Source organism: Kordia sp., from assembly GCF_045105435.1.
GTDB lineage: Bacteria > Bacteroidota > Bacteroidia > Flavobacteriales > Flavobacteriaceae > Kordia.
In genome coordinates this window covers 1-24,145 of sequence record NZ_JBGCDL010000078.1, presented here as the reverse complement: position 1 = coordinate 24,145, position 24,145 = coordinate 1, and the positions used below count along the sequence as shown (strand labels likewise).

The window sequence follows — 24,145 nt, the reverse complement described above, 5'->3', positions numbered from 1 at the left end:
ATTGGCAGCAAAAAAAGGAATTACCGTACTAAATGCACCAGGAACCGTTGATGCAGACTACAGAGGAGAAATTGGCGTGATTCTTGTCAATCTATCCAAAGAAGCGTTTACAATTGAAAATGGAGAACGAATTGCGCAACTAGTTATCGCAAAACACGAACGCGCAACATGGCAAGAAGTAACCGAACTCTCAGAAACCGATAGAGGTGCTGGCGGATTTGGAAGTACAGGAACGAAGTAAGAAATTAGTATTGAGATAACAGAATTGTAGTTAGCTGTTTCAAACGTCATTTCGATTTGCAAATTTGTGATTAGTTGTACTTCGAAAGCCAAGAGCAATAAAACATTCGTGAATTCGTGGTGGAAAAGAGTTATCAGTTTTCGGTTTTCAGTTCATTCAAACAAAATATACTTTTAAGAGCCAAGAGCCAAGAGCCAAGAGCCAAGAAGAATTCGTGACAAAAAAACACAAGAGTAAGCAAAACAAATCAACAGAAAACAAATCAACAAAAAACAAACAAACAAATGAAAATAATAGTACCTATGGCAGGAAGAGGTTCACGACTTCGCCCGCATACACTCACAGTTCCAAAACCATTAATTCCAATCGCAGGAAAACCAATAGTTCACCGATTAGTTTCTGACATTGCCAAAGTATTAGGCGAACCAATCGAAGAAGTAGCATTTGTATTAGGAGATCCAGCATTTTTTGGAGACGATGTAGTACAAAGTTTAACGGAACTAGCAGAAGGTTTAGGTGCAAAAGCAAGTATCTATCGTCAAGATGAACCTTTAGGAACAGGTCATGCAATTATGTGTGCAAAAGATTCTTTATCAGGTCCAGCAGTAATTGCGTATGCAGATACATTAATCAGAGCCGATTTCAACCTTGACAAAGATGCAGATGCAGCTATCTGGGTAAAACAAGTAGACAAACCAGAAGCATACGGAGTTGTAAAACTAAATGACAACAAAGAAATCGTAGAATTGGTAGAAAAACCAGCCGAATTTGTATCGGATTTAGCCGTAATAGGAATCTACTATTTCAAAGATGTTGCCGTATTAAAAGACGAATTACAATACGTATTAGATAACAATATCATTCACGGAGGCGAATATCAAATCAATGACGGAATCAAAGGAATGATGGCAAAAGGACGCCGTTTTGTCACTGGAAAAGTAGACGAATGGATGGACTGCGGAAATAAAAATGTTACCATTGAAACCAATGGAAAAATGTTAGGCTTCTTACATGCCGATTCCGAAAAATTAGTGGCAGATTCTGCGCAAATCAGCAACTCAGAAATCATTCAACCTTGCTATATTGGTGAAAATGTGGTCATTAAAAATTCAACAGTCGGACCAAATGTTTCAGTAGGAGACAATACGCAATTAGAAAACGTGACGCTTAAAAATAGCTTAATACAAACCAATTCTACGGTAAAAAATGCTAATTTAGACGAAGCAATGATCGGAAACCATGCAAAATTTGATGGAAACTTTACCAAAATAAGTATCGGAGACTATTCAAGCTTGGAACAATAATTGAGGACAAATACACATGAAAAAAATAATATTGCTAATATGTATTTTAATAAGTTTTCAAACCTTTGCACAGCATGGCTGGACAGAAGGAACGCTGTATTTAAAAAACGGAACTGCTAAAAACGGACTCATTAAGTTTCCAAGAGTTTCTAAAGATTTAATCTCTTTTAGCGGAAAACAAAGAGTAAAATTCAAAAAAAATAAAAAGGCAAAAAGGCAAAAATTTGATCACAAACAAGTAGATAAAATTGTCTTTACCTATGCTGATTCGGAAACGGCCGTTTTCCGTTACATTGCAGTTTCTAAAAACACATACGAGCTTTTTAAAGTAATTACAAAAGGAAATGCAACCTTATATGCCCGAAGTGTAAGTTATACATCGTCGCCAGCAGTATTTCATCCAGGAACTATGCAGCCCATAATGTATGACTTCAATGATTTTGATGAATTCTATGTATTAAAAAAAGGTGAAAAAATGGCATTACCTTTAATCACCGTACGTATTTCCAGATCGTTTAAAAAAAGAGCTATGGAATATTTTGCCGATTGTCCAACTGTAGTAGCGAAACTAAAAGATAAAACCTACAGAAAACAAGATGTAGAAACGGTTATAAAAGCGTATAATAATTGCAATTAAACTCAAGACAAATGAAAAAATACATGTACATACTAGCGCTCTCAGGAATACTATTCACAATTCCTAGGTTTGTACATGCGCAAGAAGAAGAAAGTGCCGAAATTTCATTAGAAGAAAACATTGACGAATTTCAAGAACATTTCTTTGAAGCCTTAAAACAACGCGGTATTGAAAACTATGATCGCGCTGTGGACGAATTACTCAAATGTCAAAAAATAGACAATAGCGCTACTATTTTGTTTGAATTGGGAAAAAACTATTTCTCTCTCAAAGAATATGACAAAGCCAAGGAATCATTTCAAAAAGCAGTCAATAAAAAGCCGCAAAACCAATGGTATCTTACCGGGTTATTCAATGTGCAATCAAAATTGGGCGAACGTGAAGAAGCCATAGAAACAGGTAAAAAAGTAATTCGATTAAATCCTAAATTTAGAGAAGACGTTGCCAGAGTATATATAGGAATGCGCGAATACAAAAAGGCATTTAAACAACTTGAAAAACTCGAAAAAAGTGGCGGATTAACATTTACAGCAGCCAATATGAAATCGATGTTGGATAAAAAACTCAACAAAAACCGTAACTCCGATGGTAAAGTTGCCGATGTCATTGATCAAACGCCAAAACCAAGACAAAACAGAGATGGAAAAATCTTGGAGCAAATAGAAGAAGCACTGCAAACAGAAGCGTATAAGGATGCAAATAGGCTTGCAAAAATTGGTTTAAGTGACTTTCCTTCGCAACCAAAACTATATTTATACAATGCAAAGGCATTAAATGCGTTAAAAGAATATAAGAAAGCGATAGAAATGCTAGAAATTGGCTTAGATTACATTATTGATAATGCTGCGCTTGAAAAAGAATTCTATCAAACCTTTGTCGTTGCTTACAAAAAAATGGGCAACTCCAAAAAGGAAAAACTCTATCGTAAAAAAATACAATAAGCGTTCGCGCGAATTAAAAGTTAAACATTTGAAAAACGGAATTCACATCTTCATTACCAGTATGGTATTGCTCTTTTTAGTTGGTTGTAAATCAACGAAAGCACTAGTTTCTTCGGGTGAAGTAGCCAATCTGACTGCCAAAAATATCATCAAAAAACATTACCGAAATGCGCTAAACTTCAAAACCATTCGCGGGAAGCTCAAAGTAGATTTTAACGATGGAAAAGTGCAGGACAATTTCACGCTAAGTCTACGCATGGAAAAAGACAAAGCAATTTGGATAAGCGCAAAAATATCGTACGTAAAAATATACATGACGCCAACCAAAGTAAGTTTCTACAGTAAAATAGATAATACCTACTTTGAAGGCGATTTTAAATTGATTAGTAAATTTATAGGAACAGAATTAGATTTTTATAAAATTCAAAACCTATTAATTGGCGATGCATTATTCAATCTAAAAAAAGAAAAATTTGACTCTGAAGTTGTAGATAAAACCTATGCACTTATTCCAAAACGTGAATTAGATATCTTTAAACGATTATTCTTCTTAGATGCGTTTCACTTCAAAGTAAAAAAACAACAACTAGCACAAACCGCAGAACAGCGTGTGCTTACAATTGAGTATCCAGCATACCAAGAAATAACAGGACAAGCATTCCCAAAAAACATAGAATTAACCGCAGAAGAAACGAACAAAACCACTAAAATTCAAGTCGAATACCGTAAGGTAACTTTCAATGAAAAAGTGCGTTTTCCGTTTAAAATTCCAAGCGGATACCGAGAAATAAAAATCTAGTGAAGTCAGTATTTAACAAACATATCATTCAAAAAATTACGGTAATCTTACTTTTATTAGTAAGTACGGTAAGCATGGCGCAGGACAAAAAGAAAGAATTGGAAGCCATGCGTTTGCGTTTGCAAAAAGAAATTCGATTAATCAACAAACTCATTAGTAAAAACACGTCCAAAACAAAATTCATTGTGGACGATGTGCAAAGTATCAATCATAAAATTCGCGTCAAGCGCGATTTGATAAAAGTTATGAATCGTCAAACAAATTTACTGACGAGTCAAATCAATAACAACATCAAAAAAATTGGACAGTTACGAAACGATTTAACAAAGCTAAAAGCAGATTACGCTGAAATGATTCGAAAGACCTACAAAAGTCGCTCAAAGCAAAGCAGATTGATGTTTTTACTTTCGTCAGAAAGCTTCCTGCAAGCCTACAAACGTGTGCAATACATGAAACAATATACGGACTACCGAAAAAAGCAAGGCGAAGCCATTGTAGTGCGTACACAAGAATTGCAAGAACTCAACAAAACCTTTTCGGAACAAAAAAAGGAAAAAGAAGTACTTATTGGTGAAAACAGAAAAGTGCAAAAAGAACTCGAAAAAGAAAAAAAGCTTCAAAACGAACTCTTAGCTTCGTTGCGAAAAGACAAAAATAAATACGCAGCACAAGTAAAAAAGAAGCAGCAACAGGCAGATAAAATAGATCGTCAAATAGATAAAATAATTCGTGATGCCATTGCAAGTTCCAACAAAAAAGCGGGTAAAACGACAACAAGTAAAACCTACGCATTAACGCCAGAAGCCAAAGCCATTGGAAGTAGTTTTGCGGCAAACAAAGGAAAACATATTTGGCCAGTTGCCGAAGGTACCAAAGTGCGCGGTTACGGAACTTACCGTGATGTTGTAAACCCAAATGTAACTCGCGTTAGTAATGGTGTTATCATTGCTACAAACCAAGGAGAAACGGTTCGTGCGGTGTATAATGGAGAAATTACAAAAATATTTACAACCAAAGAAGGTGTAAAATGTATTTTAATACGACATGGAAGTTATTTTACAACGTATTTCGGACTCAAAACAGTTTCTGTAGAAACTGGTGATAAAGTTTCCAAAAAGCAAACTATCGGAACCATGTACACAAATAAAAGCACAGGAAAAAGTGAACTCAAATTCACGGTTTTCAAAAATACAACTCGTTTAAATCCAGAAATGTGGTTGTATAGAATGTGATTTTTGCAAAAGCAAAAATCATCCTGAACTGGATTCGGGATCTCTTTCTTATAAAATGATTCTCAATATTTTTTAGACTTCAATAAATTGTCAGCTACAAACTAAAAACACTAGAAAGTGTACTGCAAAATATAGGATTTTTATTTTTTTATTTGGGTAATTATATTTTTAGAAGAAGCTAAAAATATAATTAGAAGGTGTTAAATACCTTATAAAAACAGTATAAAATTAGATTCCAAACAAGTAATAATTCCAAGAATAATCAACAAATCCAAAGGTTTTCAATTCTGTGATCTGTCAAAAAAAGAACAACAAACAACAATTAGCCGACAACGAACAACTAAAATAAAAACCCTATATTTAAACTGAAAAAATGTTATAAATGGCTAAAATCTGTATTGTTGAAGACGATCAAAACCATGCGCATGCTTTGCAGGAAAAGGTAAAAGCTATTGGGCATACGGTGCAGCAAATTTGTGCGACATTTGAAGATGCCTTACTAGCAATTAAAAAAAACAGTCCTGATGTTATTCTTTTAGACATCAATCTAAAACATGATGATGATGGCATTCAATTAGGACAAGTCATCAAAAGTTTTTCGTCCATTCCTATCATATACACAACGGCATTAACAGCAAGTGACATTATAGAAAAAGCGGTAAAAATTAACCCATCAGGATACTTAGTAAAACCAATTCAGCAAGAAACCTTAAAAGCTACTATTGAATTGGCATTACAAAAGCAGCAACAAAAAAAAACAGCAGCAACACCAACTATTTTAACGGAAGAAGACACTACATTTCTAACAGTTCGGGTTGGTTATAAATTGCGAAAAATAAATCTGAAAGAAGTAAAACTTTTAAAAATCACATCAAAAAATTATGTGACATTAGTTGATAAAAATGACAAAGAATTTCAACTAAGAAACTCCTTAAAATCACTCATAAGCACTTTAAATTCTCAGTTTATTCAAGTCCACAGATTATATGGAATTAATCTCAACTATATTTTACATATCGACGAAAAAGAACAGATGTTATGTCTCAAAGAACGAACGTATATTCCGATAGGACGTACATTCAAAGAAAATTTATACAAACGACTCAACATTATGTAATTCATACGACAAACTTAAACCAAGCGAATGCGAATATATGTTGCCATGATCAGTTTGCTATTTCCTGTATTCTTGCTAAGTCAAGACATAAATACGCAGGAAGAATATCGTGTGATCGATAGTATAAAAACAGTGTTGACAACTACAAACACGGATAAAAATAGGAGTAATTACATTCGTATTATCATGTTTTATGCGCGCAGAAACATAGATAGTAGCAAAGTATATGTTGCAAAATATACCAAAGTCACAGAAGGTTCTCGAATGCGTTTTGATGCTATAAGTCGAAAAATATACATACTACAACTCGAAAAAAAATACGACGAAGCATTAGCGCTTACTGAAGAAACAATAGCAGCAAATTTAGAAGAGCTCAATCAGCCTAAAAACAAATATGCATTGCTGAAGTTTTATGGCGCTTTAGGGGAAATTCATTTAGACCAAAGAGCGTATGAAAAAGCTTTAGAAATTTATTATAAAACGGTTTCAATCTATGAAAATGAAGGTGTAGAAGATGAAATTAATTATTACTTAACCTTGCTTAATATTAGTGGAATTTTAGCGCAATTAGGATACGAAGAAAAAGCATTGGAATATTGTGATAAGCTTGAAGCACTTCTATCTGAAAAAATCGATGTAATAGATAAAACATATCGGCATTATTATGGAATAACGGTTATAAATATTCACAATCAAATCAACAAAGCGGACATATATAAAAGGTTACACAACTTACCAAAAGCGATTACGTATGCTAAAAAAGCAGAAACCTTAAGTATTGTTGAAAAACACCACAAATTGCTTCCAAAAATATATGCTGAATTGGGCAATTTGTATATAGCTGCGAAACATTATGAAAACGCTATACAAAATGGTTTAAAAGCATTAGAACTTGAAAAACTATACAATTATCCTGAATATAAAGATACATTTTTACATACAGTCGGAATTGGCTATTCAGAGTTGAAAGACTACAAAAAAGCAATTCCATATTTGAAAAATGCACTAAAAGTAACCAATGTAGAAACTGCAAAAGTTCCAATACTCGATGATTTAGCAAAAGCATACCAAGGATTAAAAAATTATAAAAAAGCAACGGAAACATTTGTGCTTTATAACCAACTAAAAGATACCTTATACAGTCAAAATCAAGAAAAAGCAATTGCCGAAATCACAGAAAAGTATGAGAACGATAAAAAACAAAAGGAAATTACATTGTTACATACCGAAGCCGAATTGCAACAATTAAAAATAGAGCAACAGTCATACATTATTTATGTAATTATTGGGCTTCTTGTATTGCTCCTTATTTTAGGATTGATTTGGTACAAAAACCGCCAACAACAACAACAACTCAAAGACGCAATTCTTAAATTAGACAGAGAAAAACTGCAACAACGTTTCTTGCGCACACAGTTAAATCCACACTTCTTCTTTCATGCGTTGGCATCAATAGAAGGATATATTTACAAAGAAGATAAAGAAACTGCAAGCATTTTTTTACAGAAATTTGGTGCGTTAATGCGAAACATTTTAGAATCTTCGGATATTGATTTCATTTCATTACAAACCGACATTGACTTTATTGAAAAATATTTAAGTGTGCAATCGCTAACCAACAATGCTAATTTTACCTATACAATCGCTGTGGCGGATGATGTAAATGTTGCTAACAGCATGATTCCGCCAATGTTAATTCAACCATTTGTAGAAAATGCTATTCTGCATGGAGTTTCTACTGTTGAAAATGGACATATTTCTATTGATTACTCTAAGAAAGATTCCAACCTTATCATTTCTATTACAGACAATGGAAAAGGAATCACTACTTCACCCAAAAAGTCAGGAATGTTGCATCGTTCCATGAGTACAGACATTATAAAACAACGTATTGAAAACATTCAAAAAATACACAAAATGAAAATTACTTACGAAGTCGCTTCGGTAGAAAACACGGTAGTAACATTCACAATTCCAATTAAATATGGCAACTTTAGCATAAGCTAAATAGTGTTTTTTACATTCATACGCGCCAAAAAAACACTTAACATCATCAAAACTACATTCCCGCTCAACATCTTTTCACAATCCGTAATTAAAAAATAAGTTTGAATATAAAACTTAAATTTTGAAACCATGAAAAAACAACTTAAAAAACTTTCGTTAACAAAAAAAGTAGTAGCCAACTTTGAAGTAGTAAATGGAGGAAAAGGTCCACAAACATTTTTAGCGCAAGGATGCGGAACATCAATAGCATATTCTGAATGTATTTGTGGTCCTGATAAGTCATACTTTGATGAATCATGTGGTGCATGCAGATACTAAGAAAATAAAAAAACTGTCTAAAAAGTAGAAAATAATCAAACTGAATCAAGTTCAAAATGATGTTTACATATACTTTTTAGACAGTCTTTTACCTTCTACGAAATTTTAAATACTCCTATTAATTTTCAAATAAAGCTTTCAATTCGGTAGCTTCGGCAGGTTTCATCTTTCCAGCCAATAACAAACTTAATTGACGTCTTCGCAAAGCGCCATCAAAGCGTTCTTTTTCTAAGTCAGTTTCAGGAACCAATTCAGGAATGCGTACAGGTCTTCCGGTGTCATCTACAGCTACAAAGGTATAAATAGCTTCATTTGCTTTGTCGCGCATGCCCGATTCACGATCTTCAATCCAAACATCAATATAAATCTCCATAGACGATTTAAACGCTCTGGAAATATTAGCTTCTACCGTAACTACACTTCCCACAGGAATAGAACGGTTAAACGCAACGTGATTTACAGAAGCAGTTACAACAATACGTCGCGAATGTCTTCTAGCAGCAATACTTGCAGCTCTATCCATACGAGCTAACAATTCGCCACCAAATAAATTATTTAAGGGATTTGTTTCGCTTGGCAATACCAAGTCGGTCATAATCGTTTTCGATGATTTTGGATGTTTTGCTTCCATCAATATATTTTTTGCAAAGGTACGTAGATTCGTTTTCTAGGCGACTAAAAAAATGATAATAAAACCACAATTTTTAAAATAAAAAAACCGCTATCGTTTAGCGGTTTTATATAAATAGATAAGTGATTTTTTTATTCTGTAACTAACAACCAAGCTTCTGGTGCTGTATTTCTTTTAATTTTTGCTAGTGCAGCAATCGCTTCTGAACGTGTAGAAAAACTAGCGTATGATACTTGATGTAAACCATACTTATTTACGCCTAACAATTCAGCGTCAAAACCATTGGTTTGTAATTCGGCTACTTTTTCGTGTGCATTTTGTTCAATTCTAAAAGCGCCTGCAACTACATGATAATTTTGTATCTCTTTTGCCACTTGCAACGTAATTGATGGCAATTCTACAGGATTTGTATTAAAAAAAGTTGCCTGCTGAATGTATTTATCAATCGATTTCTTTGCTTTCGTTTCCTCAACAATCTGCTGTTTCTCTTGTTGTGTATTTGAGTATTCATTAAACCCAAAAATACCAGCGCTAATAATAACGGCGGCTGCGGCTGCATACGCCCAAGGAAAACGTCTGCGATGTGTTTCTGCTACAATTGGTAACGGAATTGCCTCTGTAACTTCTTCTTCAAGAACTAATGGTATCGTTTCTTCTTTTACTTCTTCAACAATTCTATCAATTTCTGAAGAAACAAAAGACGAAAGTCCAAATGATGAGGTCAAATAATTAAGCTGATACGATGGCTCAAACTGTACTTTTCCTTCTACATTTAAAGAAAGATCACCGATATTTTCAAGTGAAATTATCTCGGAATTATTCAATTGTTTTTTCCACGCATCTACTGCTAATTGTACTTTTTGAAGCGTACTTTCATAATCTTCCTTCGTAACATCTGCAATGTATTTTACCAGCAAACCATCATTTGACGCAAGTTGTGCATTAAATAATAATTCTTTCGTTGGCGGATAAAAAGCATTCGTTGTATGATGCACTTGTGCACCTTTTCGCTGCGTTAAAAAAGCACCGAAGTTAGGCACAGTTACACATTCGTATCTATATAAAAGGTCGCTTATGTACAGTTCTAATCTCATTAAAACAAATTTAGAAAAAAAATGAAGCCGATAAAATATCTGCCTAACTTTTTATTAACATTAGGTTTTTAGCAGTATGAATCAACTATTTACGCATGCTGATTTTTTCTTTTTTCATTCAGAAATGTGCCTACAGAGCAACTATTTTACAAAAACACATTCATATTTCCTGCGTTTACATGTGATTGTGTACATAAAATAACCAACGAATTCCTTTGGCTAATTTCATTCAATAAACTTTATAGACGTTCAATTAATCTTCTAAAAATTCTATAATTTTAGTGGTTAAAACTAAAATGAATATGAATTCTGAAGAAGAGTTGTTACATGCGCTGGCTTTGCAGAAAACAGCAAAAATTGGTGATGTAATTGCAAAACGACTTATAAAACACTGCGGAAGTGCAGCAGCCGTATTAAAAGAAAAGAAAGAAAACTTACTTAAAATAGACGGAATTGGCACGTATATTTTAGCCGATTTACAAAATAAAAAACATCTGAAAGCGGCTGAAAAAGAATTAAAATTCATTCAAACAGCGCAAATTCAAACACATTATTTTTTGGATGAAAGTTATCCGATGCGTTTACAACATTGTGTAGACAGTCCAATTGTGTTATTTCAAAAAGGAAATGCCAATTTGAATGCTTCCAAAATGATCAGTATTGTAGGCACGCGAAAAGCAACATTGTACGGAAAGCAATTTTGTGAAGAACTCATCGAAAATTTATCGCCCTTACAACCAACTATTGTTTCTGGTTTTGCCTACGGAATTGATATTGTAGCGCAACGTGCAGCGGTAAAAAACAACATTCCTACTATTGGTTGTTTGGCGCATGGTTTAAATCAAATGTATCCGAAAGAACATACACGTTATATGAAATCGGTGGAAGAAAATGGCGCTTTTGTAACTGATTTTTGGAGTACTTCCAAACCCGATCGTGAAAATTTCTTAAAACGAAATCGTCTCATTGCAGGAATGACGCAAGCAACCATTGTGATTGAATCTGCCGAAAAAGGCGGAAGTTTAGTTACGGCACATATTGCCAATTCGTACAACCGAGATGTATTTGCCGTGCCAGGTAGAGTAGGCGATTCGCAAAGTATTGGTTGTAACAACTTAATCAAGCAACAACGCGCGCACATTTTAACTTCTGCGGCAGATGTTGTGTATCTTTTAGGTTGGGAATTGCAAGCAGAATCGTTTCAACCTGTGCAAAAACAGTTATTTGTCAATCTAACTCCCGAAGAAGCCGTTATTCATTCCTATTTACAAGAAAATGGACAAAAAGTATTAGACAGTATTGCGTTGGAATGTAAATTTCCTGTACATAAAATTGCGCCTATTTTATTACAAATGGAAATGAAAGGCGTTATAAAACCCTTGCCAGGGAAATTGTTTGAAGCTGTATAAATATTTGATTTTTAATTGGATAAACGATATATTTAAAAAATAAAACCTCTCAATATGAAATCACTTTTACTGAGTTTTCTTTTATTAAGTGCGAATTGTCTTTGCAGCCAAGAACAATCAGAAGGAAATAAAAGTACCATTCATATCAGTGCGCAAACACCTGTAAAAAATCAAGGAAATGGAAATACGTGTAGTGCATTTGGAATTGCAGCGGCGTTAGAAACCTTGCCAAATATGCCAAAAGATATCAGTGAAAACTTTTTATATTCCTCACAAAAATATGAGCAATTAAAAGCGGAAACTGGCGTAACGAAAGGTAGTTTTTTAAAGCTTTATATTAATTCGTTACCAAAATATGGAATTCTTACAGAAGCAGCATTGCCGTATCCGAAAATTGCCGCAGGAAAATGGAATGATAACGATTCTGATATTTTAAAAGCGTTGAAAGAATCTACAACCGGACCTGTTACATTTCTCTACAAATACAAGTCTATTGCAAAGCTTTTGGAATTGCATGCGTATGAATATTTAGGACAAGTAGAAAGTAAAAATGTAACACATATAAAGTACTTATTAGACAATGGCGTAAAAGCAATTCCTGTGTCGTATGAATTGTATTTGCCTGCTTGGAAAATGTTTCAAGCGACTAAATATACTACAATTACGCCCGATTTGGGTTATGGAGTTTTAATGCAAGATGGAACACACGCAACGTATTCAGAGATTAAAAAACGCTTTCCAGATATTAATACCAAAATCAACAGTAGATCGGTTACTTTTGATAAAACTGTAGCGCCAACAGCAAGCTTTAATCCGTACGGCGGACATGTAGTAACGATAGTTGGATACGACTCGGAAGGATTTATCATTAAAAATTCTTGGGGAAGCGATTGGCGTTATTACGGATATGAACGCGTTAGTTTTGATTACCACGAATTGTTTGCGTACGAAGCGTTGATTTTTAAAAGAGTGACGTATAAGAAATGATATTTTCGGTTGAGTGTTAAGAAGGATGTATTTCTAAGTAGATCTCGATACAAAAAATGTCACAACATTTTTTACTCGATCTGACGGTTAGTAATTTACAAGAAGTAAGAATGTCACTTCGGTTTTTCAGAAAAAATAGTGCTTCGGCTAGCAAATTTATAAAGAATTACAAACGTTACTTCGAGTGATTTTTCGAAGAAAAACAGTATCGAGAAGTACTTTAAAACGAAATCTCTCAACAACAAAAAACAGCCAAACATTTAAAAAAAAACGTTTGGCTGTTCTACTATATCTATTCTCTAAAAGATTCCTACTTCTGAAAAAACGAGTCTAACATTCTAAGAGCGTCAGCGATCTAAAAGCAAAGCGCGTCTAAAAATCTAAACTAATATCCAACTTTCGTTCGCACTCTTGCTAATACTTCATTTGCAATTGTATGCGCTTTTTTGGCTCCAATTGCTAAGGCTTCATCAATTTCGTTTTTGTTTTCCATGTAATGATTGAAACGTTCACGTTCAGTAGCAAATCGTTCTGTAACCAACTCAAACAATGCTTGTTTTGCATGTCCGTAGCCGTAATTTCCGCCAGTATAATTTTGGCGCATGCTTGCAATTTGCTCTTCACTAGCCAATAACTTATACAATGCAAACACATTATCCGTATCAGGATCTTTCGGAGCTTCCATCGGCGTACTATCGGTTTGAATGCCCATAATTTGCTTGCGAAGTTTTTTATCAGTCTGAAAAATATCGATCACATTATTTTTACTCTTGCTCATTTTGGTGCCATCTGTTCCAGGAATCAACTTGGTATCTTCTTGAATTTTAGCTTTAGGCAATACAAACGTTTCACCTAGCTTTTCGTGGAAACGCGTTGCTACATTACGTGTAATTTCTATATGTTGTTCTTGGTCTTTTCCTACCGGAACAATCTCTGCATCATACAATAAAATATCGGCCGCCATCAACATTGGATAGGTAAACAAACCTGCGTTTACATCTTCTAAACGATCGGCTTTGTCTTTAAAACTATGCGCCAATTTTAGGCGATTGTATGGAAAAAAGCAGTTTAAATACCATGAAAGCTCGGTTACTTGTGGCACGTCACTTTGACGATAAAAAACCGTTTTATTAATATCTAAACCGAACGCAAGCCAAGTTGCAGCTGTTTTATATGTGTTTTCTCTAAGCGTTTCTCCGTCTTTAATCTGCGTAAGCGAATGCATATCTGCAATAAACAGGAACGAATCATTGTCCACATTTTGGGCCATTTCGATGGCAGGAACAATTGCTCCTAAAATATTTCCCAAATGTGGAGTTCCTGTGCTTTGAATTCCTGTAAGTATTCGTGCCATAGGTCGTTTTTAATTATGAAATTTTGACAAATGTAGTCCTTTTACAAAGAATTTTTTAAAAATTGTCGTGCTTCGTTTCATAAAAATAAATTTTAAATGCATTTTCGAAACTTTAACGTATTTTTGATGCTGATGATGACTTTTATAAAAAACATTGGAAGATTTTTATGGCGCATTTGGTTTTACCTTTTAGTGCTAATTCCTATACTTCTATTTTTTCCTTTCTTATTGATTTTTTCAACAAGCGAAAAGTTGTATCCACAATTCTTTTGGGTTGCCAGAAATTTGTGGGCGCGGCCTATTTTGTTTGGAATGGGTTTCTTTCCAAAATTTAAACGAGAAGAAGAAATTGTTAAAGGAAAGAGTTATATGTTGATTTCAAATCACACGAGTATGACGGATATCATGCTGATGTTAGTAGCATCAAAAAATCCATTTGTTTTTGTAGGTAAAAAAGAACTTTCCAAACTGCCTGTTTTTGGTTTCTTTTACAAACGAACCTGTATTTTGGTTGATAGAGGAAGCGCAAGAAGCCGTAAAGCTGTGTATGATAGCGCACAAAAAAGACTAAGCCAAGGAATGAGTATTTGTATTTTTCCAGAAGGTGGCGTTCCTGAAGAAGAAATTGTGCTAGATAAATTTAAAGATGGTGCATTTCGTTTGGCAATTGAACACCAAATTCCTGTTGTTCCTATTACATTTGCTGATAATAAGAAATTGTTTCCATACGAATTTTTTAAAGGTTCACCAGGACGTATGCGCGTAACAATTCATCCGTTTCTAAGTACGGAAGGCAAAGCAGTAGCTGACAAAAAAGAAATGAGCAAAACTGCACACGAAATCATTTTGAGTGAGTTGACTGCGTATGGGATTTCGTAATAATAACAAATTAAAACGGTTTACTTTTTCCCAAAAAAGCTTTTTAGTTTGCTTAAAAAACCAGCTTCTTGCTGTTTAGTATCCTTTAAAATTTCCTGTTCTTTTTTATGAACTTCTTCAACAAGTTTTTTTACAGCTTCACTTTCTCGTATGTGTACTTTTGGGACTTCCGGTAGTTTTTCATTAGATAATGTTTCAAATTGTGCTTTTGCCTTTTTGTAAATGTCAATTTCTCCTTGTGATCTTGTATCTATTTGGTTTATTTCAGGGAAAAGTCCACTTGAATTTTTTATAGATTCCGCTTCAAAATCATTTATAATGCCTTGATAAATTTGAATAGCATGTTCTGTTTGTTCAATATTTACATACGCTGCTGCAAATTGAAGCATGTCATATCCGATGTCTTCTTTTTGTAAAAGATTGGCTATTGAAGTTGTGATTTGCGCTTTTGCAGCACTTATATTTGCGACCGATTTTAGATCACCAGCAGTTTTTAAAAGATCAATAAATTCTTGAAAACCTTCTCTTAAGTTTGGAGCTACTTGGTAAGTTTCAGGCATTTCTGAGAGGTATACTCCGTTTTTCATTGCAGTATTAGCAAGCAATCGTATAAAACCAGCAGTTTTAAAAGCCAAACGTACTAAAACATCTGAATAGGCTGTAAATTCATCACTAGAAATTTTAGCAGTTTTTAATGCTTTGTATATTTTTAAACCTTCAAAAAATTCTTCTTGATATTTTTCAGAATTAAAACTTTCTCCATCAATTTCCACCTTTTTTTGATTCAAAATATCGACGAGAAACGTATATACATCTAATGCATTTTCATTGTTTTGAATTTTCTCTTTGAGCTCTTGAAATTTATTTTCTTCTATTAAATGTATCACAATGATTTTTAGTTATAATTAAACCGATCTTATCTTTTGTTAAAGCTAAATCAATCTACAGGAAACTCAAAAATAAATTACGATTATTAATATGCTTTCTGAAAGATTCCTCAAAAAAAATCAAATCATAAAAAAACCGCTTTCCTATCAAAAATAAGAAAACGGTTTTTGGCAAACATCACTGCTTTTAAGGTATATGGCATACCTAACCAACTAAAAAACTAAAACCTAAAACTGACACCTGTATAAACACCTACTGAGTACGGGTTAAAGTTGCCAGTATTTCCTGAGAATGCGTTTAATTGATATTTTAGCATTGGCTCTACGCTAAACTCCAATTGGTTGGAAAACTTATAATCGATTCCCAAACCAATATTTGTGCTAAAACTCACGTCATTCATGTTTGTTGCTTCTCCCAATTCGGTTAATAATTCGGGAGAATCTAATATGATACTATTCTCTGTTAATAACAATGTACTTACACCGCCAATAACATTAATTCCTATTTTTTTATCTACAAGAGCGTATTTCAATTCTACAGGAACTTCTATATAACTCATGCGCTGACTCAAATCTCCTTCAATCTGTTTTTGTCTAATAGACGATTCTGAGGTTGGTACTTGATAGAGTGAAAATGCTTCACCAGAAGTTGCTTGTCTGTCTTTAATATCAAACGCAGCATTGCTGTTTCTAAACTGAATTGTGGTTAATTCAGATCCTTCAATTGATGGAACCAAAGCAATGCCTTGCGTGTCATAACTGTAATCTACACGGTGAATTCCTGCACGTACGGTAAGTCGCTTTGAAACATCGTATCCAACATTTACACCGTAACTTAAATTAATATCACCCTTTTTTGAATTGTCAGCAAAAGTTTCGTCAATTGGCGAACCGTTACCAAGCGTATTATAATATACAGGTGAAGCACTTGGAGAAATAGTCCATCTGCTAAATGGTATTTCTGCTATTTCAGTACTGTCTTTTTCTAAATCGTGTAAATCTTTAATGACTTCTAAAATTGATTTTCCAGTTTTTTCTTTCTGCGTGTCAGCAACCGCATTTTCTGTATCAGTAGTTTCAGAATTTGTAGTTCCATCTGCTTCAGAACCTTTTGTATTTGTAGAATTGGAAGTATTTGTTGTGTTTTGAGCATCATTTTGTGCAACTCCATTTTTATTTGCAACTGCGTTTGAAGCTGAATTTGCTTCAGAACCTTTTCCGTTTACAGTATTTGAAGTATTCATGTTGTCAGTACCATCCTTTTGGTTTTGTGCAACTGCATTTTTTACGAAAGGATTAACCGTTGTGTCAATACCATTTTTATCTTTCTTATTTTGACCGTTTAGACGTTTTCTTTGCTCAGGAGTCAAGATTTTGTTTTTCTCATTTCCTGTAGCGTTTGCAACGGCATTTTCTTGATTTCCTACATTTTTATGTGGAACGGCATTTGTATGAATGCTATTTTTATTGGAATCGTTTTGTGAATTGTTTTGAGTTCCATTTTGTTGTGCCACTGCATTTTGCAACGCATTTCCTTTTTGTGCGCTACTATCATTTCCATGCTGTGATTTTTTCGGATCATTCGTATGATTCACCGTATCTTCATTGGCAATTTGTGTATTGTTTTGCAAAGTGCCATTTGGAGTTGTATTGTTTTTATATTGAAGTGAATTGTCTTCAGAATTTTTATCGGAATTTGTTAGTTGCGAATCCTTAGTTGTTCCGTTTGTATCTTTTTGAAGCGGATTGTCTTTTTTCGTTACCGTTGTTTGTCCGTCAGAATCAATATCAGTACTATTTGTATTTACAACTTGTGTACCTACAAAAAACAGCAATGCAATAGCTGCGGCAATTCCAGCAGCTTTATACAACCAAGGTAAAAGTACAATACCTTCTTTTTTCTCTTCGGTTTGCTTTTCATCTAATCGATCGGAAATCTTATCCCATAAATCGGGATCGGGCGATGCTTCAAAATCCTTGAAGCGGTTCTGAAAGAAATTATCTATATTATTTTGATCACTCATTGATGGCGATTTTTTTTTTAAACGATTCTACTTTATTCTTCAAAATCATGCGTGCTCTTGCCAAATTTGATTTTGAAGTACCAACCGAAATACTTAACATTTCAGCAATATCTTGATGCGAATAATCATCAAGTACATATAAATTAAACACCAATCGGTATCGATCGGGTAATTCTTGCACGATGCTCAATAAATAATCTATTGAAACACCTTCTTCATATATGGTTACGGGCGCATCTTTTAATACACGCTCATTTACAACCTCAAAAACACCTTTACTTCTATATTTTTGAAGCACGGTGTTTACAGTAATTCTTCTTAGCCAACCTTCAAACGAGCCTTTGAAATTATACTGACCTATTTTTTCAAAAATAACCATAAAGCTGTCCTGCAAATTATCTTCCGCTTCCAACTTGTTCCGAGAGTATTTCAAGCTTGTAGTGTATAGTTTTTTGGCATAATCTCTATACAATTGTGCTTGGGCATCACGGTCGTTATTCTTACAATTATGTATGAGTTGTTCTAAACTCACTCGTTTTATTGGTTTTTCTTAGTAGCTTATGTTAGTTGTTGACAGGTACTTCAAATACTAAGTACGTATCTTCTCCTTCATCATCTTTTCCTTGCCAAAATTTAAACGTGTATGGTTCAGAATCAAGTGCGCTAAAGCTAAAGGTTTCGGTTTTAAATTCATCTTCTAGTGGTTCACAATCGTCTCCGTCTGTTACAAAATTTACGATTGCAACAGTTCTTACATTTCCTGTTTGTTGTATGTACTCAAAGTTACTAAAAGTATGACATGTAGATGGACGTTTGTAAGTTACACTAATAGTATGCGTGTCGCCAAAATTGAATGCCAAAGGCAATTGTACTTCTTCAACAGGAATAAATTCAAATTGAAATTGAACATTTGCGACACTATCATCGACTGCGCATGAATTAAAAAGTGTGAAGCTTATTGCTAAAGCTAAAAATAATATCTTCTTCATAATCAAAATAATAAACTACTTTACAAGTAGATGCATATATGTATAAAAGGTTGCGTTTAAAAATAAAAAAAATCCCGATAAGGGATTTTTTTTGAATTTATTTTGTGTAATATACTAATTTTCAATTATATAATTACAATCTAGCTATTTGCAATAGCGTCTTTAATTTTAATTTCAAGTTCTTCTAACAACTCTGGATTGTCTTCTAGCAATGATTTTACAGCATCACGTCCTTGTCCGAGTTTAGAATCGCCATAGCTAAACCAAGAACCACTTTTCTTTATGATTTCGTAATTTACACCGATATCTAAAATTTCTCCTACTTTAGAAACACCTGCGCCATACATAATGTCGAACTCAACTGTTTTAAAAGGTGGAGCAACTTTATTTTTAACCACTTTTACACGTGTTTTGTTTCCTTTTACTTCGCCATCCGTACTTTTTATCTGTGTAGAACGTCTAATATCTAAACGAACAGAAGCATAAAATTTTAATGCGTTTCCTCCAGTTGTTGTTTCTGGATTTCCGAACATAACTCCAATTTTTTCACGCAATTGGTTAATGAATATTACCGTACAATTGGTTTTGCTAATGGAAGCTGTTAATTTACGCAAAGCTTGCGACATTAAACGTGCGTGTAATCCCATTTTAGAATCACCCATTTCACCTTCAATCTCACTTTTTGGTGTCAAAGCGGCAACCGAGTCAATTACAACAATATCAATAGCGCCAGAGCGAATTAAATTATCAGCAATTTCTAAAGCTTGTTCTCCATGATCTGGTTGAGAAATAATTAAATTATCAATATCAACTCCTAAACTTTCAGCATAAAAACGATCAAATGCATGCTCAGCATCAATAAAAGCAGCAATTCCACCTTTCTTTTGTGCTTCTGCCATGGCATGTAAAGTCAAAGTAGTTTTACCAGAAGATTCAGGACCGTATATTTCAACAACTCTTCCTCTTGGATATCCGCCAACTCCTAATGCAATATCTAAACCAAGCGAACCTGTAGGAATGGTTTCCATTTCTTCTACAACCGAATCGCCTAATTTCATTACCGAACCTTTACCATACGTTTTGTCTAACTTATCTAAGGTAAGTTTTAATGCTTTTAATTTTGCTTCTTTTTCTTTATCTGAACTCATTTATGTCGATTTTCTATTAATTTGAACGTTGCTAAATTACTATTTCTTTTCACTGAAACCAATTCGCTATTTCTGATTTTAGACAATTCGCCCAAAAAAAAATTACAATCACACGCAACCTTTTTAAAAACTCGGTATCTATTATATAAAATAGCTTATAAAAAGATGAGAATTTTAAACACATTTATTTACAATACACGAGATAACGCTTCGGTTCCATTATTCGGGAACTGCAAGCTTGACGGTGGCTAGCTTCATTGTTAATTCTATTCTTTAATAGAGAAATTGAATATTAACAATGAATTAGCTAGTAAGAGCGCTTCTGTCCACATAGAAGCGCTTTTATTTTTCCCGTAGTTGCAGTAAAAATATATTCTCAACTCAAAAAAACAGGTCTTTTGCCTTCTTATTTGCCGTTTTTATATCCTATTTTTTACTGTAAACGTCTTCTCTTCACCTTATTTATTTTAATAATTGAAACTAAAAGTACAGCATTTATAACAATAAAGCAGCACTAAATGTATAAGCGTGCTATTTTGAGTGTAAGCGTTGTTTTTTTCTTGAAAATCCTTGCTATTTATACAAAAAATGTACTTTTGCCCAAAATATACACTTTAACCTTAACAAATTGATATAGCATGCAACTGTACAATAAATTAAGTGCGAAGGAAAGAGCGGAGCTTATCGAAAAAGCTGGTAAAGACCGTATGACAATATCTTTCTACAAATACGCACAAATTGGAAATCCTGAAATTTTACGAAATCACTTATTTATAAACTGGGACGAAATAGACGTTTTGGGTCGAATTTACGTGTCGTACGAAGGCATTAATGCACAACTTTCTGTGCCTGCCGAAAATTTCAATACGTTCAAAAATCATTTAGATACGATTTCATTTTTAGAAAATGTGCGACTAAATGTAGCGATTGAGCAAGATAATATGTCCTTTTTAAAGCTAAAAGTGAAAGTAAGAGATAAGATTGTAGCTGACGGATTAAATGACGAAAGCTTTAATGTAACAGATAAAGGTGTACACGTTGCCGCAGAAGAATTCAATGAATTATTGGACGATAAAAACACCATTTTGGTAGATATGCGTAACCATTACGAAAGTGAAATTGGTCATTTTCAAGGCGCCATTACACCAGATGTTGATACATTTAGAGAATCGTTACCAATTATAGAAGATGATTTAGCAGATTACAAAGAAGATAAAAACCTAGTCATGTATTGTACAGGTGGAATTCGTTGTGAAAAAGCCAGCGCGTACTTTAAGCACAAAGGTTTTAAAAAAGTATATCAGTTGGAAGGCGGAATTATAAACTATGCACGTCAAGTAGAAGCGCAAAACTTAGAAAATAAATTTATTGGTAAAAACTTTGTGTTCGATCACCGACGCGGCGAGCGAATTTCAGATGATATTATTGCTAACTGTCACCAATGCGGAAATCCTTGTGACGAGCATGTAAACTGTGCTAACGAAGCGTGTCACTTACTATTTATTCAATGTGAATCTTGTGCTGAAAAAATGGACACTTGCTGTTCTGTCGAATGTAAAGAAGTACATAATTTACCAGTGGAAAAGCAAAAAGAATTGCGCAAAGGAAAGGAAGTTAGCAACAAAATTTTCAAAAAAGGAAGATCGGAAGTTTTGAAGTATAAAAAGTAGATTTTCGATGCTACAGAAATAATCCTATCTTTACATCTTTAAGAAAAAGAATACGAACCCTACATCTGCATATCCCGAATTGCAGATTCTATATATAAAAATATGAGTTGTAACAGTTGTTCAACTGGTAAAGATGGTCAACCCAGAGGCTGTAAAAACAATGGTACTTGTGGTACTGATAGCTGTAACAAGCTAACGGTATTCAATTGGTTGTCTAACATGTCGTTGCCTAGCAGTCAAACACCTTTTGATTGTGTTGAGGTACGTTTTAAAAACAGTAGAAAGCATTTTTATAGAAATACAGAAAACCTAACACTAAGCATTGGAGACATTGTAGCTACAGAAGCTTCTCCAGGACATGATGTTGGTATTGTAACACTTACAGGCGAACTAGTGCGTGTGCAAATGCGCAAGAAAAAAGTAAGTACTGAAAGTGAAGAAATCAAAAAAGTATACCGAAAAGCGTCTCAAAAAGATATTGATGTTTGGTCGCGTGCTCGCGATAGAGAAGAGGAAATAAAAAAGCGTTCGCGCGAATTGGCAATCGCCTTAAATCTACAAATGAAAATTTCGGATGTAGAATTTCAAGGAGATGCATCCAAAGCAACGTTTTACTATACAGCAAATGATCGTGTCGATTTTCGTCAACTCATAAAAGACATGGCAAAAGCATTCAGTATTCGTATTGAAATGCGCCAAATAGGTTTTAGACAAGAAGCAGCGCGCTTGGGCGGAATTGGCTCTTGTGGACGCGAATTGTGTTGCTCAACATGGTTGACCGATTTCCGTTCTGTAAATACGGCTGCAGCCAGATATCAGCAACTTTCCTTAAATCCGCAAAAATTGGCAGGACAATGTGGAAAGCTTAAATGTTGCTTAAACTTTGAGTTAGATGCGTATTTAGAAGCACTTCAGCAATTTCCAAAAAGTGATGTAAAACTCTACACGGAAAAAGGAACTGCGGTTTGCCAAAAAACAGATATCTTTAAAGGACATATTTGGTATGCATACGAAGGCGAATGGATGAATTGGCATAAATTAACTACCGATCAAGCCAATGAAATCATCGCACTGAATGCAAAAAAAGAAAAAGTAATAAGTTTAGAAGAATACGCTTTAGAGCTTATTGAAGAAGATGAAGATACTAAAACAAACTTTGAAAACGTTGTAGGACAAGACAGTCTTACACGATTTGATAAGAAACCCACTCGAAATAGAAAAAGAAGAGGCACACAACACAAGAAAAAACGTAGAAACACCAATGCCAAAACGGGCGCAACTGCAAAAAATAACAACAATCAAAAAGCAGGAAACGCACCAAAAAAAGGCAACAACAGTGCAAAAAACAATCCTCGAAACAAAAATAGCAACAACGCTAAATCAAACAGCGAAACGGCTACTGCTAAAGGATCAAAAAACACTGGAAACAAGAATAACAACAGACGTAAAAAATCGAACAAAAATGCAAAGCCCAAATAAATACGCATTTTTACTAGGTATTCTTAGTATGCTATTCATTTCTTGTGATGGCAATCGTGTATTTGACCAATATACTTCCGTAGGAACATCTTGGGAAAACAATACGCCTTTAAGTTTCAAATTCCAACAGCCAGACACGGTAAATAGATACAATTTGTTTATCAACGTAAGAAATACAAACGAATATGAATTTCGGAACTTATTTCTTATCGTAAACATGAACTTTCCAAATGGGAATGTCGTAACAGATACTTTAGAGTATGATATGGCAGCAGCAGATGGAAAATGGCTCGGCACAGGTATGACTACCAAAGAAAGTAAACTTTGGTACAAAGAAAACAAACGGTTTCCTTTTAATGGAACTTACGAAATTACCATAGAACAAGCCATGCGAAAAATTAATGAACCTCAAGGAATCCAAAGCTTAAAGGGAATTACAGAGGTTGGCTTTAGAATCGAAAAAAATTAGTGCAAACAACAAATTGAAATGGCAAAAAAGCAAGTCAAACAAAAGCAAGGAAAAAAACAAAGTTCAAACCCATTTAAAAAATTTATCAAATGGTTTTGGATTCTATTTGCAAGTGGAATAGCAGGTATATTTTTACTATTTCTATTAGCTTCTTGGGGATTTTTTGGTGAATTGCCATCTTTTGAAATCTTAGAAAATCCGCAAACAAACTTAGCAACACAAGTAATATCTGCCGACGGAAAAGTACTTGGTAAATATTATTTAAAAGACAATAGAACACCTGTTGATTATCAAGAACTCCCAAAAGATTTAGTAAACGCATTAATTGCCACAGAAGATGCACGTTTTCATGAACACTCCGGAATTGACGTACGCGGAACTATTAGAGCCTTTGCATACTTAGGAAGTAAAGGTGGTGCAAGTACGATTTCGCAACAATTGGCACGACAATTATTTGTGGGAGTACGATCAAAAAATATATTTCAAGCAGGAACACAAAAGATAAAAGAATGGGTCATTGCAACCCGTT

General features: G+C 34.1%; 24 protein-coding genes. 16 read left to right on the top strand and 8 right to left on the bottom strand.

The genetic code is table 11. The annotated features are described in order from the left end of the window. From dut to AB8B65_RS03745, 9 genes are all read left to right on the top strand, one after another. Positions 1–241 (top strand): dUTP diphosphatase (gene dut, locus AB8B65_RS03785; RefSeq protein WP_405299526.1); only part of this gene is annotated, 241 nt, incomplete at its 5' end. 284 nt (positions 242–525) lie between these two features. Further along, positions 526–1,545 (top strand): sugar phosphate nucleotidyltransferase, encoded by a 1,020-nt coding sequence (locus AB8B65_RS03780; protein WP_405299525.1) that lies wholly within the window; start codon positions 526–528, stop codon positions 1,543–1,545. Between the two features lie 16 nt (positions 1,546–1,561). Continuing rightward, a complete protein-coding gene (locus AB8B65_RS03775) occupies positions 1,562–2,182 on the top strand; it encodes a hypothetical protein (protein WP_405299524.1) in 621 nt (206 codons plus the stop codon). Between the two features lie 11 nt (positions 2,183–2,193). Then, on the top strand, positions 2,194–3,123 hold the full coding sequence (locus tag AB8B65_RS03770; RefSeq protein ID WP_405299523.1) for a tetratricopeptide repeat protein: 930 nt from the start codon (positions 2,194–2,196) through the stop codon (positions 3,121–3,123). Beyond that, entirely contained in the window at positions 3,062–3,922 is an 861-nt protein-coding gene (locus AB8B65_RS03765; RefSeq protein ID WP_405299522.1) for a DUF4292 domain-containing protein, read from the top strand. The genes AB8B65_RS03770 and AB8B65_RS03765 overlap by 62 nt, the downstream gene beginning before the upstream one ends. Further along, complete coding sequence (locus AB8B65_RS03760) at positions 3,922–5,154, top strand: murein hydrolase activator EnvC family protein (RefSeq protein WP_405299521.1); 1,233 nt, start codon at positions 3,922–3,924, stop codon at positions 5,152–5,154. Before AB8B65_RS03765 ends, AB8B65_RS03760 begins: the two co-directional genes overlap by 1 nt. Before the next feature lie 382 nt (positions 5,155–5,536). Then, the gene (locus tag AB8B65_RS03755; RefSeq protein WP_405299520.1) at positions 5,537–6,271 is read left to right on the top strand and encodes a LytR/AlgR family response regulator transcription factor; all 735 of its coding nucleotides are present in this window, start codon (positions 5,537–5,539) and stop codon (positions 6,269–6,271) included. Positions 6,272–6,298: 27 nt separating this feature from the next. Next, positions 6,299–8,278: a histidine kinase gene (locus tag AB8B65_RS03750; RefSeq protein WP_405299519.1), complete on the top strand. Its 1,980-nt coding sequence runs from the start codon at positions 6,299–6,301 to the stop codon at positions 8,276–8,278. Between the two features lie 129 nt (positions 8,279–8,407). Further along, a complete protein-coding gene (locus AB8B65_RS03745) occupies positions 8,408–8,596 on the top strand; it encodes a hypothetical protein (RefSeq protein WP_405299518.1) in 189 nt (62 codons plus the stop codon). Positions 8,597–8,714: 118 nt separating this feature from the next. On the opposite strand, the gene AB8B65_RS03740 is transcribed toward AB8B65_RS03745, so the two are convergent. Then, on the bottom strand, positions 8,715–9,227 hold the full coding sequence (locus tag AB8B65_RS03740) for an acyl-CoA thioesterase (protein WP_405299517.1): 513 nt from the start codon (positions 9,225–9,227) through the stop codon (positions 8,715–8,717). A 131-nt stretch (positions 9,228–9,358) separates the two neighbouring features. Next, positions 9,359–10,321 (bottom strand): SPOR domain-containing protein, encoded by a 963-nt coding sequence (locus tag AB8B65_RS03735; RefSeq protein WP_405299516.1) that lies wholly within the window; start codon positions 10,319–10,321, stop codon positions 9,359–9,361. A 302-nt stretch (positions 10,322–10,623) separates the two neighbouring features. Between AB8B65_RS03735 and dprA the strand changes: the two genes are divergently transcribed. Next, entirely contained in the window at positions 10,624–11,730 is a 1,107-nt protein-coding gene (dprA, locus tag AB8B65_RS03730; RefSeq protein ID WP_405299515.1) for a DNA-processing protein DprA, read from the top strand. 54 nt (positions 11,731–11,784) lie between these two features. Then, a complete protein-coding gene (locus AB8B65_RS03725) occupies positions 11,785–12,717 on the top strand; it encodes a C1 family peptidase (RefSeq protein ID WP_405299514.1) in 933 nt (310 codons plus the stop codon). Between the two features lie 385 nt (positions 12,718–13,102). Here AB8B65_RS03725 and trpS read toward each other — a convergent pair whose 3' ends face one another. After that, positions 13,103–14,071, bottom strand: a complete 969-nt coding sequence (gene trpS / locus AB8B65_RS03720) for a tryptophan--tRNA ligase (RefSeq protein ID WP_405299513.1) — start codon at positions 14,069–14,071, stop codon at positions 13,103–13,105. Between the two features lie 132 nt (positions 14,072–14,203). On the opposite strand from trpS, the gene AB8B65_RS03715 reads away from it, so the two are divergent. Continuing rightward, positions 14,204–14,950 (top strand): lysophospholipid acyltransferase family protein, encoded by a 747-nt coding sequence (locus tag AB8B65_RS03715; protein WP_405299527.1) that lies wholly within the window; start codon positions 14,204–14,206, stop codon positions 14,948–14,950. A gap of 20 nt (positions 14,951–14,970) precedes the next feature. Here AB8B65_RS03715 and AB8B65_RS03710 read toward each other — a convergent pair whose 3' ends face one another. The 5 genes from AB8B65_RS03710 to recA form a co-directional block, all read right to left on the bottom strand. After that, positions 14,971–15,837 (bottom strand): hypothetical protein, encoded by an 867-nt coding sequence (locus AB8B65_RS03710; RefSeq protein ID WP_405299512.1) that lies wholly within the window; start codon positions 15,835–15,837, stop codon positions 14,971–14,973. A gap of 221 nt (positions 15,838–16,058) precedes the next feature. Continuing rightward, the gene (locus tag AB8B65_RS03705) at positions 16,059–17,861 is read right to left on the bottom strand and encodes a hypothetical protein (protein WP_405299511.1); all 1,803 of its coding nucleotides are present in this window, start codon (positions 17,859–17,861) and stop codon (positions 16,059–16,061) included. Beyond that, positions 17,854–18,393 carry an RNA polymerase sigma factor gene (locus AB8B65_RS03700; protein WP_405299510.1) on the bottom strand — a complete coding sequence of 180 codons (540 nt, stop codon included), beginning with the start codon at positions 18,391–18,393 and terminating at the stop codon, positions 17,854–17,856. The genes AB8B65_RS03705 and AB8B65_RS03700 overlap by 8 nt, the downstream gene beginning before the upstream one ends. Before the next feature lie 31 nt (positions 18,394–18,424). Then, positions 18,425–18,850 carry a hypothetical protein gene (locus tag AB8B65_RS03695; protein WP_405299509.1) on the bottom strand — a complete coding sequence of 142 codons (426 nt, stop codon included), beginning with the start codon at positions 18,848–18,850 and terminating at the stop codon, positions 18,425–18,427. 140 nt (positions 18,851–18,990) lie between these two features. Continuing rightward, complete coding sequence (gene recA / locus AB8B65_RS03690; protein ID WP_405299508.1) at positions 18,991–19,998, bottom strand: recombinase RecA; 1,008 nt, start codon at positions 19,996–19,998, stop codon at positions 18,991–18,993. Between the two features lie 638 nt (positions 19,999–20,636). Here recA and AB8B65_RS03685 point away from each other — a divergent pair. From AB8B65_RS03685 to AB8B65_RS03670, 4 genes are all read left to right on the top strand, one after another. Beyond that, a complete protein-coding gene (locus AB8B65_RS03685; protein WP_405299507.1) occupies positions 20,637–21,668 on the top strand; it encodes a rhodanese-related sulfurtransferase in 1,032 nt (343 codons plus the stop codon). A 102-nt stretch (positions 21,669–21,770) separates the two neighbouring features. After that, complete coding sequence (locus AB8B65_RS03680; RefSeq protein ID WP_405299506.1) at positions 21,771–23,147, top strand: stage 0 sporulation family protein; 1,377 nt, start codon at positions 21,771–21,773, stop codon at positions 23,145–23,147. Continuing rightward, positions 23,131–23,616 (top strand): gliding motility lipoprotein GldH, encoded by a 486-nt coding sequence (locus AB8B65_RS03675; protein WP_405299505.1) that lies wholly within the window; start codon positions 23,131–23,133, stop codon positions 23,614–23,616. The genes AB8B65_RS03680 and AB8B65_RS03675 overlap by 17 nt, the downstream gene beginning before the upstream one ends. Before the next feature lie 18 nt (positions 23,617–23,634). Continuing rightward, on the top strand, positions 23,635–24,145 hold a 511-nt coding region (locus tag AB8B65_RS03670), incomplete at its 3' end, for a transglycosylase domain-containing protein (RefSeq protein ID WP_405299504.1).

Excerpts from the sequence above, each read along its gene's own strand:
- recA (WP_405299508.1), bottom strand. The coding sequence starts at position 19,998 with ATGAGTTCAGATAAAGAAAAAGAAGCAAAATTAAAAGCATTAAAACTT.
- AB8B65_RS03725 (WP_405299514.1), top strand. The coding sequence starts at position 11,785 with ATGAAATCACTTTTACTGAGTTTTCTTTTATTAAGTGCGAATTGTCTT.
- AB8B65_RS03675 (WP_405299505.1), top strand. The coding sequence starts at position 23,131 with ATGCAAAGCCCAAATAAATACGCATTTTTACTAGGTATTCTTAGTATG.
- AB8B65_RS03750 (WP_405299519.1), top strand. The coding sequence starts at position 6,299 with ATGCGAATATATGTTGCCATGATCAGTTTGCTATTTCCTGTATTCTTG.
- AB8B65_RS03715 (WP_405299527.1), top strand. The coding sequence starts at position 14,204 with ATGATGACTTTTATAAAAAACATTGGAAGATTTTTATGGCGCATTTGG.
- AB8B65_RS03770 (WP_405299523.1), top strand. The coding sequence starts at position 2,194 with ATGAAAAAATACATGTACATACTAGCGCTCTCAGGAATACTATTCACA.
- dprA (WP_405299515.1), top strand. The coding sequence starts at position 10,624 with ATGAATTCTGAAGAAGAGTTGTTACATGCGCTGGCTTTGCAGAAAACA.
- AB8B65_RS03745 (WP_405299518.1), top strand. The coding sequence starts at position 8,408 with ATGAAAAAACAACTTAAAAAACTTTCGTTAACAAAAAAAGTAGTAGCC.
- trpS (WP_405299513.1), bottom strand. The coding sequence starts at position 14,071 with ATGGCACGAATACTTACAGGAATTCAAAGCACAGGAACTCCACATTTG.
- AB8B65_RS03695 (WP_405299509.1), bottom strand. The coding sequence starts at position 18,850 with ATGAAGAAGATATTATTTTTAGCTTTAGCAATAAGCTTCACACTTTTT.
- AB8B65_RS03705 (WP_405299511.1), bottom strand. The coding sequence starts at position 17,861 with ATGAGTGATCAAAATAATATAGATAATTTCTTTCAGAACCGCTTCAAG.
- AB8B65_RS03740 (WP_405299517.1), bottom strand. The coding sequence starts at position 9,227 with ATGGAAGCAAAACATCCAAAATCATCGAAAACGATTATGACCGACTTG.
- AB8B65_RS03755 (WP_405299520.1), top strand. The coding sequence starts at position 5,537 with ATGGCTAAAATCTGTATTGTTGAAGACGATCAAAACCATGCGCATGCT.
- AB8B65_RS03735 (WP_405299516.1), bottom strand. The coding sequence starts at position 10,321 with ATGAGATTAGAACTGTACATAAGCGACCTTTTATATAGATACGAATGT.
- AB8B65_RS03680 (WP_405299506.1), top strand. The coding sequence starts at position 21,771 with ATGAGTTGTAACAGTTGTTCAACTGGTAAAGATGGTCAACCCAGAGGC.
- AB8B65_RS03685 (WP_405299507.1), top strand. The coding sequence starts at position 20,637 with ATGCAACTGTACAATAAATTAAGTGCGAAGGAAAGAGCGGAGCTTATC.
- AB8B65_RS03775 (WP_405299524.1), top strand. The coding sequence starts at position 1,562 with ATGAAAAAAATAATATTGCTAATATGTATTTTAATAAGTTTTCAAACC.
- AB8B65_RS03780 (WP_405299525.1), top strand. The coding sequence starts at position 526 with ATGAAAATAATAGTACCTATGGCAGGAAGAGGTTCACGACTTCGCCCG.